This is a genomic window from Clostridium folliculivorans (assembly GCF_024341905.1).
In the GTDB taxonomy this organism is placed as follows: Bacteria; Bacillota; Clostridia; order Clostridiales; family Clostridiaceae; genus Clostridium_AR; species Clostridium_AR folliculivorans.
This window is the reverse complement of record NZ_BQXY01000001.1, coordinates 24,157-36,671: the sequence shown is the minus strand read 5'-3', so window position 1 is coordinate 36,671 and position 12,515 is coordinate 24,157. Positions and strand designations below refer to the sequence as shown.

The following is a 12,515-nucleotide window of genomic DNA, read 5'->3' as shown; positions in this document are numbered from 1 at the left end:
AAGCTCTATACTAACAGTATATTTTTTCTTTATATAGTTATTTGTTAATTAAATGTTGTTAAATATTTATAAGTAGATAGACAAGCCTAGGGTTAACTTTATATTTTTAAAGCTTCCTCTCGGAGCCTATTACCGTCTTATGGAAGTTTTCTTACAGAACAGCATCTCTTTGCAATTACTTTAGAGTAATATTAAATTACAGTTTCTTTAAAAAAGTGAACTTTTAATTCTTATTTCTTCAGTTCTTATAAATCTATTTCCCTCAAATAATCTATCATATATCAAATCCATATAATCCATAACCTTATCCAAGTTCATGATTATGAAGAAGCTAAGGTATCTTTGAAGATACTTTGAGGCCACCCCATGAAAGATTGATATCCATTTCTTTAGATTCGGCCAAAGATATTTTATTCTATACTCAGCCTCTACCTTAATAGATTTATTTTTATTATGTCTTATAGCTACTGAGTTTATATTTCTGTCAGCACATGGAGCTATGTATGATTTCTTTTCTATTTTAGAATAGACTTTTTCATTGAAAGCAATTTTGTCCCAGTAATACTTAAATACAGGTTTTATAAACATAGAGTCTTCTTCTCCTTTTGCACCAATAATCCAAATGTTTTCTCTTGGTGTCGCAGAGGCTATTATTTCTTTATCTCTACACCCTTTAAAGCTTTCTTTTATAATAACTTTTCCTATATGTACAACTCCTGATAAACTATCTGGAGTTGAGTCTGTACTTAACGCCTGAAGTATTTTATGTCTCCAATAAAAAGCTGTCCCAATACTTATATTTAGCTTCTCTGCACAGAATTTTAAAGTTTTATTTTCGGTCATTAATTCAGTAAATTCCAGCCAGGTTCTAGCATTCTTTTTTGAATAACTCCACAATGAATTAGTTGTACGTGAAAAAGTTTTTTGACACACCTTGCATTTATATCTTTGAATTCCATTATAAAAACCGTATTTAATATGACAAGTTGACCCACAAAGCGGACAAGATTCTACAATTCTATTTTTATAAAAATCTCTTTTTAGAACATCATTAGTATGTAGATCAAATTTTTTCAATTCAACATCGTGCTGTAGCAAAAGGAACACCTCTCTAAAAAACTTAATAATTGAACTATCCTCTTAATGCTTGCCACAGTTTCATGTTTTTAATCATTACCAACATTTATTTAACAAATAGTTGCATACTATAAAAACTCACTGAAGCGCCCTTCTATTATGCTTCCTTTATAGTAGACAGTTAAAATAATAAAACTGTTTATATAACATGGTCATATCTGGCTTCTTCAGTGAGTTTTTTACACATCAGTCTTTTCTGAACGTAAGTTAAGGGATTTTTGTAGTAGAAAATAGTTTTCAAGCATAAAAATATTAAGGCAATAACACTTTTAGATGATTAATTGATGAAGTGAATTTAATAGGACTTATATACCAAGGATAATAGGCCTATATGTAGATACTTTAGAAGTTAACACTTCATAAATACACACTCATACGCCTTTCTTCATAAAAGTAATTTCCTTAATTTTAAATATGCGACTCCAACCGTAACGGCTATAATCCAAAGTGTAAATACTGTTAACTGAATCCATTTTTTATTAGCTAATAATCTGATTGCTAGAAACAATGATACATAATAAAAAAATATCTTTGAAAAATCATCCTTTAGATAAACCACTAATAGAATAGCCCCTATAACATATATAATTGAAAACCATTTTGAACGAACTAACTTATCCAATTCTTCCACTTAAATCCTCGCCCCCTTTTAATTAATTTATCACTTAGATTATTATAAGACAATTGTAATTTTGATAAATAGTAATTAAAATCAGCTAATTTTCCTATTAATTCTTCATCATCTTATCTCAAAAAGTATATGAAATCAAGCAGTCCTACCAATCATCCAACATGCTTATTTTTAGTTTTACGTTCTATTAATTTAAAAATCATTGAGCCACATATTCCAGCTAAAATTGAACCACTCATAATACTTATTTTAGCAGTAGATAAAATGGTATCATCTGAGAATGATAGAGAGGAAACAAATAATGACATTGTAAATCCAATACCACCAAGAACACTTGCACCATATAAATGCTTCATCTCTACTTTAGATGGCAGTTTAGCAATTTTTAATTTTATCAACACCCATGAAACTCCAAATATACCTAGCTGTTTTCCAATAAACAGACCAAATATAATCCCTAAACTCACTGGTTCAAATATAAGCTTTGAAAAACTTTTAATTTCCAAGGTTATACCTGAGTTAGCTAAAGCAAAAACTGGCATAACCACAAAAGCAGACCATGGAGTTAATATATGCTCAAAACTTTGCAGCATAGATGTTTTAAATTCATCTTCATTTTTCCCTACTGGAAGTGTCATTGCAAGTAAAACACCTGCAATTGTTGCATGTATCCCTGACTTTAAGAAACTAATCCATAGCAATACTCCTCCAATAATAAACAAAGTTTTAGATTTTACTCCAACCTTATTAGCTATCAAAAGAGCACTAAAAATTACCAATCCTAAAATTAAAGCTACCCATGAAATCTTGCTAGTATAAAATATAGCTATTACAACAATTGCTCCTAAATCATCAACAATAGCTAATACTGTTAGGAATAATACTATTCCTTTAGGTGCTTTCTTAGCTACCATTGAAAGTATTCCTAATGCAAACGCTATGTCTGTAGCCATTGGGATTCCCCATCCTGTTATAGTTGACTGTTTATAATTAAATATAGCATATATAATTGCAGGAACAATCATACCTCCTATAGCAGCAGAGATTGGTAGTATTGTCTTCTTTATAGATTTAAGTTCTCCAATTACTAGTTCTCGCTTTATTTCCATACCTACCACCAAGAAAAATAGAGTCATTACCCAGTCATTTACCCAATGTAGAACTGACATTGATAATGAAAATTTGTGATAGCCAATAGTAATATATGTATGTAATATATGTTCATAGGATTTAGCCAAACCTGAATTTGCAATTATCATTGCTGTAATGGCACAGAATAAAAGTATCAATCCACTTGATGATTCACTTTCGAAAAAGAATAAAAATGGATTAAGTCTTTTTTGTTTAATTTTATCTTTCATATTTCTTCTCCTTTGTTATGTATTTATTAATGATTATCTAAATATCCTTTTATTATTCATTTTTATATAGTAATATTTAACAAAACAAAAAAGGTGGGATACTCTAAAAAGAGCTTCCCACCCCAGAAACAAAATTTCTTGAAAACAAATTGCAATAATTTGTCCAACCGAGCTTAGTTACTATTAATATTTTATGTGTCGACTATATATCATTATAGAAATACAATCAAGCTTTAATATCTTCCATAATAATCAATGCTAAAACAAGAATACTTAGGAACACTGTTTCTCAGATATAAACCAATGCATTCGGTTCCCTTCTATCTCGAAACAGGTTAAATCATTCATACATAAAGGTAGAAAAAGTTTGGTATGCACCTAAAAAACATTAGCTAGCTATAGCTTCACCTTCTATCTAATGAAACCCTATAAGCAGCACAAATAATTAATGTTACAATTGCCATGGAGTAAAAACCCATCCTAAAATCTTTAACAGTTAGACTCACAAGAAACAATCCAATTATGACAAAAATAGTTGTATATGCTCCTACCTTTCCAAAAATTAATGGTGACTTATATATATCTTTTTTATCTCTTTTCTTTAACCATACAATATATGTTAGTAAATTTAATACCCAATTTAAAAATGATATATATGATGATGCAGCTATAAGATAGTTAAACAGCTTTGTGCCTAAAATAAAAGATATAGCTACTACTGCTAAAGATGCTATAGCAGTTAAAATCCAGGAATCTCTGTAAAGCCCTCGCTTTGTTGCTTTAGCAAATCTATTAGGAGCTTCCTTTGCCTCTGCTAACGAAACTAACATTTGAGTGCACCCGTAAAACGATCCTGCCATAACAGAAACAGTTGCTATCAATATAATAAGATTAATAATTGATGATGCCCAAGTTATCCCCATTACGTTAAGTGATTGAACAAATGGTGACAGATCCACATTTATTGAATCCCAATTCACAACAGATACTATAATAAACATTGACACTACATATAAAACCACAATTCCAAGAGTTAAAATTATTGTTGCTTTTGGTATATCTTTTTTGGGATTTCTCACCTCATTGGTGGCCATAGCTACTGCGCTTATACCACTATATGTAAATACAACAATCAGCATTGATTGTAAAAACCCAGAAATATTATTAGGAAAGAAGCTACTATAATTACTAAATGGATTTTTGGCTAAACTAAATCCACTTTTAGAAATAAAAATTACTCCTATTAAGACAAAAAATATTAATACTATTATTTTTAATAATCCCATGCCAGATTCAATAAGTCCAAAATATTTGGTTCCTAGTGCATTTATGCAAATTACTATTAGTAAAACAATTAGTGAAAGAATCGGTAAAGGTTCATGAATCCAATATTTTAGGAATACCGCTGACGCTATTGCTTCTGAACCAACTGATAATATCCCAGACACGAAAAGGATCCATCCCAATAAAAAACCAGTAAATCTTCCAAGAAACTCTTCAGTATAGACACGGAAGGATCCTCTTACTGGTCTATTTATACTTATATTAGTCATTGCACCAAGCACCTGAGACATGATTATTCCTCCAAATAAAAAAGCTAGAACAACCGATGGACCTGCTTGATTAATTGCTAAACTTGTTCCTAAAAAGAATCCTGCACCTATAATACTTCCAATTCCTATACCTGCAAGACTGTATGCATTTAAATGTTTTCCCATCTCATTATTATGAATATTTTTGTTAGAACTATTAGAATCCATGAAGTTTCCTCCCTAAGGCTACTAAAATTTTTAAAAATAAAGGGTTATTATATGAACAAAAAATTACTTTTACATTCATATAATAACCCTTATTATCTATCTATTATTCAACCTTACCTAGGATAAAACTTATGATAAGTATAATGAATACTGCTAAGGTAATCTTAGTGTATAAATAGTCTTTTTCCTTTACAAAAACTATAATAGACACTCCAACTCGAAATACTGGGGTTAAAATTAGTATTATCATTCCTACCATAATTATTGCATAAGACTTCAGAACTATAGCTCCACTAAATATCTCAGATATTGTAATTGGAAACCTATTATCTGTATACCCGCTTTTACCGGTGATTAAAAACATCATTAATCCTGCAAAAATTATAATTGCACTTAATACTACCCCAATTCTTAAAAGTCTGCTGATTACAATTTCCATTTCATCTATTTTAGAATTCTCTTTCATAATTCAAATATCCCCTCCTTACACTTTACATTCCAAAACCTTTAACTATCATCTGTATAGAAACATAAGCAAGGACAGGTATAAATATCATCCTTATTGTCTTACTTTTTAGATTTTGCATTATTTTAGTACCAATAGTAGCACCTATTAATACCCCCAATGCTACTGGTGCAGCTATTTTAGGATCGATATCTCCTCTAAGTAAGTATACACCTGCACTTGCTGCTGCAGTTACACCGATCATAAAATTGCTCGTTGCACTGGATACTTTTAAAGGTAGTTTCATAAATAGATCCATAGCCATTACTTTAAATATTCCACTGCCAATCCCAAGAAGACCTGAAATCACACCTGCAACATACATCATTCCGAAACCGCCATATACACCTGCAACATTATAACTTATGTCCTTATTTAATGCTTTATCATGATACTCACCATTTAGCTTCAATTTCACTGCCATCGGATGAGAAATCACATCATGAGGTAATTCTTGCCCTCTTTTCTTTAGCATTGCCAAGGCAGAATATAGTAATAGAAATCCAAAAACCATATACAAGTATTTAGGATTGACAAACCCACTAATAAATGCTCCAGTTATAGCACCTATGGTTGTAGCTATTTCTAAAAACATTCCTATTCTAATGTTGGTAATCTTATCTCTTACATATGCAACAGCAGCACCACTTGAAGTTGCTATTACAGAAACAATACTTGCCCCAATTGCATATTTTATATCAATTCCAAACATCAGCGTTAGCACAGGAGTTATTATAATACCTCCTCCAAGCCCTAGAATTGATCCAAATACACCAGCCAATATAGAGATAACTAGTATTTTAATTACAAGTAATATCATTTAAATACCTCCATATTAAAACTCACTATTAAATTTCTTACTTCTACTTAAAGTGAGAAATACAAGCCATGCTATTATTCCTAATAAACTTACTAGTTGTGCTACCCTGATTGGTCCAAACATAAGACTGTCTGTTCTTAATCCCTCTATAAAAAATCTTCCAATTGAATAGAGTCCTAAGTAGGTAAAGAAAACTACTCCAACTTTTTTGCTTCTTCTTAATATAATATTCAATATTATAAATATAATAATATTCCACATTGATTCATATAAAAATGTTGGATGATAATATGTTCCATCAATCAACATACCATTTTGTATAAAACTTGGGAAATGCTTTATAAAATTATAAGAAACAGGACCTCCATGGGCTTCCTGATTAAAGAAATTTCCCCATCTTCCCATTGCCTGAGCCAAAATAATAGAAGGAGCTGCCACATCTGCAAACTTTAAAAGATTTAACTTTTTTCTTCTACAATATATCCATGCAGCTGCAAATGCAAAAATTATTCCACCATGAATAGCCAGACCACCACCTCTAATATTAAACACCTGAATTAAATTATTTTTATACTCACTAAAATCAAAAATTACATAATATAATCTCGCACCTATAATACCGAAAGGAATACATATTAGAACTAAATCTATAAGATGATCAAAATATACATTTCTAAAACTGCAGTTATACCATGCAATCATTATTCCTAATAGCATTCCCATAGCTATTATTATTCCATACCACCTAAAATCAAGACCTAAAAAATGAAATGCAACTGGATTCATATTATCACTTCCTAAAATTATTTTTTAATGTTTCATCGAATGCTAAGTAAGCTGCTCCTATAGCTATAGATTTGTTTTCAAAAAATCCGCCTTTATAAAATTCAATATAATTACTGTTTGTAGAATAACATTTTCTTAATGCAACAATTTTTGTATTCTCATAAAAAAGTCTTGAATGTTCTATTAAAGGGCCACTCAGTATTATCATCTGTGGTGACAATATCTTAATAAAATTGGCAAGACCAGTGCCAAAATATACTGCTGCATCAATAATAACAGCCTTGGCTGTTTCATCACCATTTTCTGCAAGGTTGCATATATCGATATAATCAACTTCTTCTATAGCTTTTTCTAGCTTAGTCATCTTCCCTTTTTTAACTTCATTTATAAATTTAGATGTAATTTTTAATATAGAAGCATACCCTTCAACACAACCATAATTTCCACAGGAGCATAGTTCACCCCCAATTTCTACTGTCATATGACCAAATGCATCTTCACTATTGTTTATAGTTCTTACAATATTGCCACTTGAAATTACTGCAGATCTAATCCCCACTCCACAATGAACGTATGATAAATTATCTTTCCCTCTTCCAACTCCAAAGTTAGCCTCTGCAATTAAAGCAGTATTTGCCCCATTATCTATGAAAACAGGTAAGTTTAGATTCTTTTCTATTGCTTTCTTTAATTCATTATTCTTATTTAATTCTTCTTTTTCGTGGATTTGAACTACCACACCCATTCCTATACCAATTACATTAGAAAGAGGAATATTGCCTTCTTCAAGTAATTCTTTGATATTTTCAGTTATTATTTCCTCTTGTTCCTTTATAGAAAACCACCCATATATTGTTTTTTCATCTAAAATAGTCATCTTTAAATTAGTTATTACTATTTGTATATATGTTCTCGAAATGTCTACCCCTATAAGATAATACATAGTATCATTCATATCAAATAATGAAGGCTTTCTTCCACCAGTTGATTCTTCAGCTATAATTTCAGTTATTATTGAGCTTTCACATAAGGTTTCAAGCTCACGATTCAAAGTACTTTTTTTCAATTTGGTCATATCCTCTAACTTACTTTTAGTCATCGGACCATTTTTCTGTATAATCTTTAAAAGTTCAATACTTCTAATATCAAGATTATGCAAAACATTATATGCATTTATCATAACCAAACCTCCTTTACTCTATTATACAATCTTTTTTTCATTTTGAAAATAAGTATTTAAAGGAACATCTTATTGTAGTACAATTTAACTATATTTATAATAACGAGAGGTGAAGTTTAAATGGAACTTATGAAAGTTGTATTTCATATTAATGAAATTGATAAATGGAAAACTGTATTAGCAAATACAAATAATTTTATTAAAGATATAGGCAAAGAGAATGTTAAGGTCGAAATCGTAGCAAACGGTGCTGCAGTACTAATTTTCGCCACTTCTGATCAAAATAAAAAAAATATTGAAATAGATGAAATATCCAGATTGTCTACAATTGGAGTGAAAATTAACTTATGCAAAAATTCTCTTATTGGATTTGATATTAATGACACTACTCTTCCTGAATACACTGAAGTTGTACCGTCTGCTATTACAAAATTAGTTAAATTACAGATGGAAGGATATGCTTATATAAAACCCTAAAGAAATAAAAGCTCCCTTTAGGAGCTTTCTCTTTTAAGTATAAAATTTTCACCAATCAAAGCACACTCTATAGACATAGACCATATGATAATGTTATAAGTCTTTGAAAGGATCGGGCACTATGTTCAATACTTATAAAACATATCCATTACCTTATTACATGAGCAATCAAGTTTATACCCCATATTTTTTTAGTCAGTCCCCTAATGAAAATATTCCTTTTACAAGTGAACTACAACATAATTCAAAACGAGATTTGTTACAATCCTCAACGGATGATGGCCAAATTCAGTTAGAAGGTTATATTGCTGAGCGCTTTGTAGTCAATATTGAGGAGGCAACTAAAAGTAACAATACTTTTCGTACCACTTTATGGACAGGAAGCCATTTACAACTTACCATAATGAGTATAAATGTTGGAGAAGACATAGGTTTAGAAGTTCATCCTAACCTTGATCAATTCATACGTATTGAAGAAGGGCAAGGAATTATTCAAATTGGGTCTAGTCAATATATATTAAATTTCCAAAAAAATATCTATGATAACTTTGCAATACTTATACCCGCAGGTAGATGGCATAATATAATAAATACAGGCAATAAGCCACTAAAATTATACTCTATCTACGCACCACCTCAGCATCCACTTGGTACCGTTCATATAACTAAAGTAGATGCTCAAGCCGCTGAAAAGAACAATATCCGAAACTATCAAAATGATTTAAGAGCTCCTGAGTCAAACAAGGTATTTACTTTAAGTGAACTTGCTCAGTATGATGGTACTAAAGGTAATCCAGCTTATGTATCAGTTAACGGAATTGTATACGACGTAAGTAGTATTTCAAAATGGAGTGGAGGCACCCATTACGGCCTAACTGCTGGTAAAGATTTAACCGCAGAATTTGAAACTTGCCATGGAGTACCAAGTAAACTATCAAAGCTTCCAATAGTTGGCGTACTTAAAGGATAACTATAAAATAATATTAAAAAAATGTGATAACTTAAACTCTAAGTCATCACATTTTTTTACATTATATTAATTAAAATTCCTTCCCATCTTACTCTTAGCCAGTAGTTGTGACGTACCATCCCTCTCCCACTGTTCAACCTGTTCAATAGCCTCTTGAGGTGTTTTTCCTAACCCAACAAGTACTCCGGATAATATAAATTCCTGATATAAATGTTCAGGGTTAATTCCTTCTTTAGCTTCTGCTAAAGCTCTTGTTACTAAGGGAGTGATATACCTTACCCAGTCGTCAGGGGTAAATTTAGATGTATCCTGTCCTGGACTTCTATTAATATCGGAAATATTCACATTACTATTTAGTGTAAATAGATAATTGTATTTCGAAGAGTTCTTTATTTCATCTGTAATTATATCAGATACCATATCTCTGTATGGGCCTATAGGTAATGATCTTTTAATTGTTCTATATTTTTCTACTGCTCTTAATTCTCCAAATAATGCTTTTTTAATGCCGTCTATATAAGAGCTTGGTTTTTGAAAAGTTTCTCCACCAAAAGCTTGTACTTCCTTACCAGTAAAGTCCATATAAATTTTTCTGAATATTTTATTATGTCTTCGCTCATCATCCCTTATAGAAATAATAATATCTTTTTCTTCTCTAATAGGAGCCATACCTATAAGATATTCATAAAAAAGTTCATCTTCTCTTTCACTTTGAACTGCTTCTTTTATGTTTTCAAGTGCAGCTTGTAATTGGAGATCATATATAATTGGATTGTCTGGTTTTGGTATAAAATACACAGAAATTCCTCCTGGAATAATAATTCTGTATATAATATGTTTTAATTAGGTAACAGTTACAATAAAGAATATTTCCAAATGCTTCTCATGCCTTTTTAGTGCCATGTTTGTTCAATATAACTAACTCTAGAAATCTACATTACCTTATCGATCTCTTATTTAATAAATTATGGTATTATAAAGTTAAATAAATACCCTGTAAATACAATTCCAAGTCCAACTATGGATATAAATATCGCAAGTAATTTTGGTTTTAATATTCTTCTCAAAAGTATCATTTCAGGTAAACTTAAAGCAGTTACTGCCATCATAAAGGATAATGCTGTTCCTGTTGCTACACCAGCTCTTGTAAGTTCGCTGACAAGCGGGATTATCCCTGCTGCATTTGAATAAAGTGGTATACCTATTGCTACCGCAACAAATACTGCAAAAGGATTGTCTTTACCTGCATACTTTGCTAATGCTCCTGCTGGTACCCAACCATGCATCACTCCTCCAATTGCAATACCTATTATTACATAAATCCAAATTTTCTTTATTAAATCTCTTGTGAAAGTCCATGAATCTAACAGTCTTTCTTTTGTTGTTGGATCTGGTAGATCAATCTCTACATTAACATTCATTTCATAAACATAACCTTCAACATACTTTTCAAGTTTTAGCTTGCCAAGAATTATTCCACTTACTATAGCTATGATTTCACCTGAAGCTATATATATAAGAGCTATTTTCCATCCAAATAATCCATAAAGAAGTCCTAATGCAACTTCATTTACCATTGGAGCTGCAATTAAATATGAAAAGGTTACTCCAAGTGGTACTCCAGCTTCTACAAAACCAATAAATAACGGAACTGCTGAACAAGAACAAAATGGGGTTACAATTCCAAGAAGAGCTGCAAGGATATGACCTATAAAAGCACTCCCTTTGTTTTTGGCTAGTATTTTCCTTGTCTTTTCAGGTGGAAAGAAACTTCTTATAAAGGTTATTGCATATATTATAATTAATAAAAGTATAAATATTTTTATAGTATCAAATACGAAGAAATTCAAAGCACTTCCCAGTTTGCTAGCTTTATCTACCCCAAATATGTTGTAAATAAGCCAATCTGCAAAAATTTGTATAGGTGTAAACATAATACTCCTCCAACATATTTAATTATATAATTATTTACTTATATAGTATCCAAAAATATTGGACTTTTTCCTAATAAATTAGGATAAGTCCTTTTAAAATAATATTTCTCTATTTTTCATCACTTATATATTTCTTAATCTCATCAACAGTACAAACTTTTCCAAACATTTTTACCTTCTCATTTATTACAATAGCAGGAGTCCTCATAACTCCATATTTCATAATGTCTTTAATATCTTCTACCTTTGTTATTTTAGCCTCAACACTTAATTGTTTTACTGCTTCCCTAGCATTTGCCTCAAGTTTCTTACAATTAGAACAACCAGTTCCCAAAATCTTAATCTCCATATATTCCCCTCCAGTATATATTTATTTAAAATTATTTATGTAGTTAACAACATATTTATCAACACATTCTATGATTTTTTTTATTTCATCGTTACTAATTCTATAATGTATATTTAATCCAATCTTTTCACTTGATAATATTCCTGATTCTTTTAATATCTTCAAATGCTGAGATAAGTTAGCTTGACTAAATTCTATATCTTCATTTAGCTTACAAACACACTTAGGGCCATCAAATAAATACTTTACAATTTTATATCTAATTGGATGTCCTAGTGCTTTAAATATTTTTACACTCAAATCTTCTTGATTCATCTTATACCCCTATGTATTATGATTTTTAATCAATTTATAATTTGCAAAACTAAATAACTATTTAAGTATATAATTATTTACTAATATAATAATATTCCTTTTTATTTTTTTATTCAAGTATATTTTTTAAATAGTGTACTTTTAATATCAAGATTCAACAAATATAAGGATTCCTTTTGTAGATATTATATATATACTCATTATCTTCTAAAAAATATTTATAGGTCATAAAGATTTGTACGAAACAAAAAGATGCTGATTTTAAGCATCTTTTATTTTGAAATGGAATG

General features: G+C 30.2%; 14 protein-coding genes, 1 pseudogene and 1 other annotated feature. Of the genes and pseudogenes, 3 read left to right on the top strand and 12 right to left on the bottom strand.

From position 1 onward, the window contains the following. Positions 1 to 207: 207 nt before the first annotated feature. From OCU55_RS00210 to OCU55_RS00175, 8 genes are all read right to left on the bottom strand, one after another. Positions 208 to 1,098, bottom strand: coding sequence for an IS1/IS1595 family N-terminal zinc-binding domain-containing protein (locus OCU55_RS00210; protein WP_261850318.1), 891 nt, complete (start codon positions 1,096 to 1,098; stop codon positions 208 to 210). A gap of 424 nt (positions 1,099 to 1,522) precedes the next feature. Then, positions 1,523 to 1,768, bottom strand: a complete 246-nt coding sequence (locus OCU55_RS00205; protein WP_261850317.1) for a hypothetical protein — start codon at positions 1,766 to 1,768, stop codon at positions 1,523 to 1,525. 152 nt (positions 1,769 to 1,920) lie between these two features. Next, entirely contained in the window at positions 1,921 to 3,129 is a 1,209-nt protein-coding gene (nhaA, locus tag OCU55_RS00200) for a Na+/H+ antiporter NhaA (protein ID WP_261850316.1), read from the bottom strand. A gap of 111 nt (positions 3,130 to 3,240) precedes the next feature. Next, positions 3,241 to 3,298, bottom strand: a sequence feature (sodium ion sensor (DUF1646 type); this cis-regulatory element may regulate processes involved in with the transportation of sodium ions). Positions 3,299 to 3,533: 235 nt separating this feature from the next. Then, entirely contained in the window at positions 3,534 to 4,889 is a 1,356-nt protein-coding gene (locus tag OCU55_RS00195; RefSeq protein WP_261850315.1) for an amino acid permease, read from the bottom strand. 103 nt (positions 4,890 to 4,992) lie between these two features. After that, a complete protein-coding gene (locus OCU55_RS00190; RefSeq protein WP_261850314.1) occupies positions 4,993 to 5,355 on the bottom strand; it encodes a DUF1634 domain-containing protein in 363 nt (120 codons plus the stop codon). A 25-nt stretch (positions 5,356 to 5,380) separates the two neighbouring features. Then, on the bottom strand, positions 5,381 to 6,214 hold the full coding sequence (locus OCU55_RS00185; RefSeq protein ID WP_261850313.1) for a sulfite exporter TauE/SafE family protein: 834 nt from the start codon (positions 6,212 to 6,214) through the stop codon (positions 5,381 to 5,383). A gap of 15 nt (positions 6,215 to 6,229) precedes the next feature. After that, a complete protein-coding gene (gene lgt / locus OCU55_RS00180; RefSeq protein WP_261850312.1) occupies positions 6,230 to 7,000 on the bottom strand; it encodes a prolipoprotein diacylglyceryl transferase in 771 nt (256 codons plus the stop codon). Between the two features lie 4 nt (positions 7,001 to 7,004). Further along, positions 7,005 to 8,180 (bottom strand): ROK family protein, encoded by a 1,176-nt coding sequence (locus OCU55_RS00175; RefSeq protein WP_261850311.1) that lies wholly within the window; start codon positions 8,178 to 8,180, stop codon positions 7,005 to 7,007. A 120-nt stretch (positions 8,181 to 8,300) separates the two neighbouring features. On the opposite strand from OCU55_RS00175, the gene OCU55_RS00170 reads away from it, so the two are divergent. The 3 genes and pseudogenes from OCU55_RS00170 (at position 8,301) to OCU55_RS00160 (ending at position 9,627) form a co-directional block, all read left to right on the top strand. After that, on the top strand, positions 8,301 to 8,657 hold the full coding sequence (locus tag OCU55_RS00170) for a DsrE family protein (RefSeq protein WP_261850310.1): 357 nt from the start codon (positions 8,301 to 8,303) through the stop codon (positions 8,655 to 8,657). Between the two features lie 121 nt (positions 8,658 to 8,778). Then, positions 8,779 to 9,357: pseudogene (locus tag OCU55_RS00165) on the top strand (cupin domain-containing protein); the annotation flags it as partial. Beyond that, positions 9,358 to 9,627 (top strand): cytochrome b5 domain-containing protein, encoded by a 270-nt coding sequence (locus OCU55_RS00160; RefSeq protein ID WP_261851486.1) that lies wholly within the window; start codon positions 9,358 to 9,360, stop codon positions 9,625 to 9,627. A 66-nt stretch (positions 9,628 to 9,693) separates the two neighbouring features. Here OCU55_RS00160 and OCU55_RS00155 read toward each other — a convergent pair whose 3' ends face one another. The 4 genes from OCU55_RS00155 to OCU55_RS00140 form a co-directional block, all read right to left on the bottom strand. Continuing rightward, positions 9,694 to 10,416 carry a ferritin family protein gene (locus OCU55_RS00155; RefSeq protein ID WP_427847028.1) on the bottom strand — a complete coding sequence of 241 codons (723 nt, stop codon included), beginning with the start codon at positions 10,414 to 10,416 and terminating at the stop codon, positions 9,694 to 9,696. A gap of 176 nt (positions 10,417 to 10,592) precedes the next feature. Then, complete coding sequence (locus tag OCU55_RS00150; RefSeq protein ID WP_261850308.1) at positions 10,593 to 11,561, bottom strand: permease; 969 nt, start codon at positions 11,559 to 11,561, stop codon at positions 10,593 to 10,595. A 109-nt stretch (positions 11,562 to 11,670) separates the two neighbouring features. Further along, a complete protein-coding gene (locus tag OCU55_RS00145; protein ID WP_261850307.1) occupies positions 11,671 to 11,910 on the bottom strand; it encodes a thioredoxin family protein in 240 nt (79 codons plus the stop codon). Positions 11,911 to 11,931: 21 nt separating this feature from the next. Further along, a complete protein-coding gene (locus OCU55_RS00140) occupies positions 11,932 to 12,225 on the bottom strand; it encodes an ArsR/SmtB family transcription factor (RefSeq protein ID WP_261850306.1) in 294 nt (97 codons plus the stop codon). Between the last annotated feature and the right edge of the window lie 290 nt (positions 12,226 to 12,515).

Coding starts and splice junctions, on each gene's coding strand:
- nhaA (WP_261850316.1), bottom strand. CDS start 3,129: ATGAAAGATAAAATTAAACAAAAAAGACTTAATCCATTTTTATTCTTT.
- OCU55_RS00195 (WP_261850315.1), bottom strand. CDS start 4,889: ATGGATTCTAATAGTTCTAACAAAAATATTCATAATAATGAGATGGGA.
- OCU55_RS00190 (WP_261850314.1), bottom strand. CDS start 5,355: ATGAAAGAGAATTCTAAAATAGATGAAATGGAAATTGTAATCAGCAGA.
- OCU55_RS00185 (WP_261850313.1), bottom strand. CDS start 6,214: ATGATATTACTTGTAATTAAAATACTAGTTATCTCTATATTGGCTGGT.
- lgt (WP_261850312.1), bottom strand. CDS start 7,000: ATGAATCCAGTTGCATTTCATTTTTTAGGTCTTGATTTTAGGTGGTAT.
- OCU55_RS00175 (WP_261850311.1), bottom strand. CDS start 8,180: ATGATAAATGCATATAATGTTTTGCATAATCTTGATATTAGAAGTATT.
- OCU55_RS00170 (WP_261850310.1), top strand. CDS start 8,301: ATGGAACTTATGAAAGTTGTATTTCATATTAATGAAATTGATAAATGG.
- OCU55_RS00150 (WP_261850308.1), bottom strand. CDS start 11,561: ATGTTTACACCTATACAAATTTTTGCAGATTGGCTTATTTACAACATA.
- OCU55_RS00145 (WP_261850307.1), bottom strand. CDS start 11,910: ATGGAGATTAAGATTTTGGGAACTGGTTGTTCTAATTGTAAGAAACTT.
- OCU55_RS00140 (WP_261850306.1), bottom strand. CDS start 12,225: ATGAATCAAGAAGATTTGAGTGTAAAAATATTTAAAGCACTAGGACAT.